Source organism: uncultured Abyssibacter sp. (assembly GCF_964000955.1).
GTDB lineage: Bacteria > Pseudomonadota > Gammaproteobacteria > Nevskiales > OUC007 > Abyssibacter.
This window is the reverse complement of record NZ_CAXFCL010000259.1, coordinates 1-2,549: the sequence shown is the minus strand read 5'-3', so window position 1 is coordinate 2,549 and position 2,549 is coordinate 1. Positions and strand designations below refer to the sequence as shown.

Genomic DNA, 2,549 nt, shown 5'->3' with positions numbered 1-2,549 from the left:
GGGACGTCTCGCCGGCGAGAAACCCCTTCACGTCGTAGAAGCTCGAATCGAAATGCGCCGCCGCCCGGCGATCCCAGCCAACACGGTTCATCTCGAAGTAGCGGGATTCGTCGCTGTCCACGTCCATCCTCATGCGAAAAGTCGGTGAGGGCCGGAAGCCGCGACCACCGCGCAAGCCCGCGACCCGTGCCGCGATCGATCACCCGTCGCCGTCCGCCTCCGGCGCGCTGAACGCCTTGCTGTAAAACCCGGACGGATCAAAGCAGCAAACCCGCTTCTTGCCCGAGGCAAGCATGTCACAGGCATCGTGAATTCTCTTGGCGCGGGTTTTCGTCTGCCTGGCGGACGTAATCCAGTGAATCCAGTCCACCCGGGCGATGGTGGTGGTGGCCTCCCAGGTCGCGCGCGCCTCGGGGGCGGCGTCCAGCGCCTCGGCCAGGTCATCCGGCACCGCCGGTTCGGGCTCCTTCGTGGTCTCGATCTCGAAGCGGGCCACCGCGCCGACGGCGGCACCCGACGCCTCCAGCTGCGCCCGATCGATCCGTAGCCAATGGCTTTTCTGGCCATCCGGCTCAAGCTGACGGTCGAAACGATGGCCATTGAGGCTAGCTGTCACCGTGGTGCGGCCACGCCTCGGCAGCCTGGCACTCGCGGCCGGCGGCAGCACGACAAACGCCCAGTCATCGCCATCACCCCCGCTCCTGGGGCGCAGCACCCGTGCTTCGAAGCTGGATCGGGTGTCCTGATCTTTCATGCCGTCCTCGTCAGACCCGCCCGGCGCCGCGGGTCAGGCGCCCTGCCGCGACCCGAGACGAAAATCCTCCGAAACACGCTTCACCGTGAACCGGTTGCCCGATGTGTAACTGCGATAGGTGAACTCGTCATCATCGAGCACGATCACCTCGTACGCATCGTAGAGCGCGTGATCATTGGTGTTGATGGGGAACATCCGCTCGCCCTCGACAAACCCGCGCACCGCCGTGAAATAGATCGGCTTGCGAATGCCCCAGATGCCCACTTCCGACCAGGTGTCGATGCTGCCACCGGCCTCGGTGAGGCGGAATTCGATCAGATAAGTGCCATCCGCCGCTCGTTTGACGAGCCACTCCTGGAGCGACCCGTCGTCCAGCCGCTTCTCTCCAAACCAGTTGCCGATCATGAGCTCGCGCGCGCTCTCCGTCTCTTCGTCCGGAAAGTGGAACGCCGCCTCATCGTCGCTCCCGCCCAGCATCGAGCAACCCATGATCCCTACCGCCAGAATGGCGATCAGCCAATGTTTCATGCCGTTATCCTCCGTCGCACCACCCACCGGGTGCCGTCATCGCTTGCCCAGGCGTTCATTGCCGCGTTTGAAATTCCCCGTCGCCTTCGCCATCAGCAGCTGCTGGCCCCGGGCGTCGAGCGACTCCACCCTGGCGAGAAACTTGGTCGCATCCTTGCCGGCAAGCTGCGTGACGCGCCGACCGTGAAAACTGATGAACACACTCCCGTTCTTTGCCGTCTCGTAGGAAAAGCGACGTTCAGCGAGCGGGTCGGTTGTTTCCGTCATCGGTCGCGCACCCCTGTCTGCACCCTGCGGTGACGACACCAACAATGCAGCAACGGCTTGGATTCCGCGACGGGGACGGCGGAGGCCAAGCTTCGATCTGACATCGATACCGACGCACCACATTCGCGCGCATTCACGACCACTGAACCCACAGCATCGCGGACGCCACCAGTGCGATCACCATCAGCAACCCCACGCAGGCCCACTGAACCTCGCGTTCGCTGAACAACACGACACCCCTGGAATGTTTCGGCTCGCTGAACAAAAAACCACAAAATGCAAAGGTCGGAATCCAGCTGAAGAACGTCAGGCGATCGCGATGCACGTCCGCACCGAGTTGCTCCGGAATCACCAAGCCGGCAATCAGGACGTAAACGTACAGCGCACCTGCGAGAAACGCCTTTTTCGTATGTCGCGGATCGCGGGGGTCAAACCCGCGCTCCAGCGAAGAAATCCAGATTACGCAGGGGAAAACGACACAAAGTGTGAACAGCGCGTGGTACACGACTCATCAAAGTGCTGTCGCATCGCGATTACGACGCATCGTCACGCCGCCTGCGAGCGGAGACATCAAGCACCGCACCGAGCCCGGCGCCCAGCGCAATGCCAAGCGCGAGCTCATCAAACGCGGCACCGAGTGCCACGCCCAGAGCGACACCGAGGCCCAGGCCCACGCCGGAAGATGGCTTCTTACGTTTTGATCGATTCTCAGACGTCATGGAAGCTTCCCTCCTTGTTGAACCCGAGACAACTACCTTGGTGCATGTTCATCTCCCGAGTGACTACGACGCTTCAGGTAATGGCACCCATCGCCATGATTGCCCCGTAAACGGCCAAGTTCCAGACCACAATGGATATTCCCGCGACCATCTCCAACCGTCTCGGCATGCCGAGCGGCCTGACGCCGGGATCAAGATAGTGCTGAATCCAGCCCCCTTCGAATGAAGCCTGGCCGGCATGACGGCGAAGCCATTGCTCCAGAGGAGTCAGCGGGCAGGTC

At 62.3% G+C, this 2,549-nt stretch carries 6 protein-coding genes; all 6 read right to left on the bottom strand.

The window, feature by feature from the left end; all coding sequences use genetic code 11:
- Positions 1–199 precede the first annotated feature (199 nt).
- Entirely contained in the window at positions 200–754 is a 555-nt protein-coding gene (locus tag ABNS06_RS12510; protein ID WP_348674932.1) for a YdeI/OmpD-associated family protein, read from the bottom strand.
- Between the two features lie 33 nt (positions 755–787).
- The gene (locus tag ABNS06_RS12505) at positions 788–1,282 is read right to left on the bottom strand and encodes a hypothetical protein (protein ID WP_348674931.1); all 495 of its coding nucleotides are present in this window, start codon (positions 1,280–1,282) and stop codon (positions 788–790) included.
- A gap of 36 nt (positions 1,283–1,318) precedes the next feature.
- Positions 1,319–1,549 carry a hypothetical protein gene (locus ABNS06_RS12500; RefSeq protein WP_348674930.1) on the bottom strand — a complete coding sequence of 77 codons (231 nt, stop codon included), beginning with the start codon at positions 1,547–1,549 and terminating at the stop codon, positions 1,319–1,321.
- 133 nt (positions 1,550–1,682) lie between these two features.
- A complete protein-coding gene (locus ABNS06_RS12495; protein WP_348674929.1) occupies positions 1,683–2,054 on the bottom strand; it encodes a hypothetical protein in 372 nt (123 codons plus the stop codon).
- A gap of 28 nt (positions 2,055–2,082) precedes the next feature.
- Entirely contained in the window at positions 2,083–2,268 is a 186-nt protein-coding gene (locus tag ABNS06_RS12490; protein WP_348674928.1) for a hypothetical protein, read from the bottom strand.
- A 73-nt stretch (positions 2,269–2,341) separates the two neighbouring features.
- Positions 2,342–2,549 (bottom strand): DUF2784 family protein (locus ABNS06_RS12485; protein WP_348674927.1); only part of this gene is annotated, 208 nt, incomplete at its 5' end.

Bases quoted from the DNA above. Each gene is read 5' to 3' on its own strand.
- ABNS06_RS12500 (WP_348674930.1), bottom strand. From the start codon at position 1,549: ATGACGGAAACAACCGACCCGCTCGCTGAACGTCGCTTTTCCTACGAG.
- ABNS06_RS12510 (WP_348674932.1), bottom strand. From the start codon at position 754: ATGAAAGATCAGGACACCCGATCCAGCTTCGAAGCACGGGTGCTGCGC.
- ABNS06_RS12505 (WP_348674931.1), bottom strand. From the start codon at position 1,282: ATGAAACATTGGCTGATCGCCATTCTGGCGGTAGGGATCATGGGTTGC.
- ABNS06_RS12490 (WP_348674928.1), bottom strand. From the start codon at position 2,268: ATGACGTCTGAGAATCGATCAAAACGTAAGAAGCCATCTTCCGGCGTG.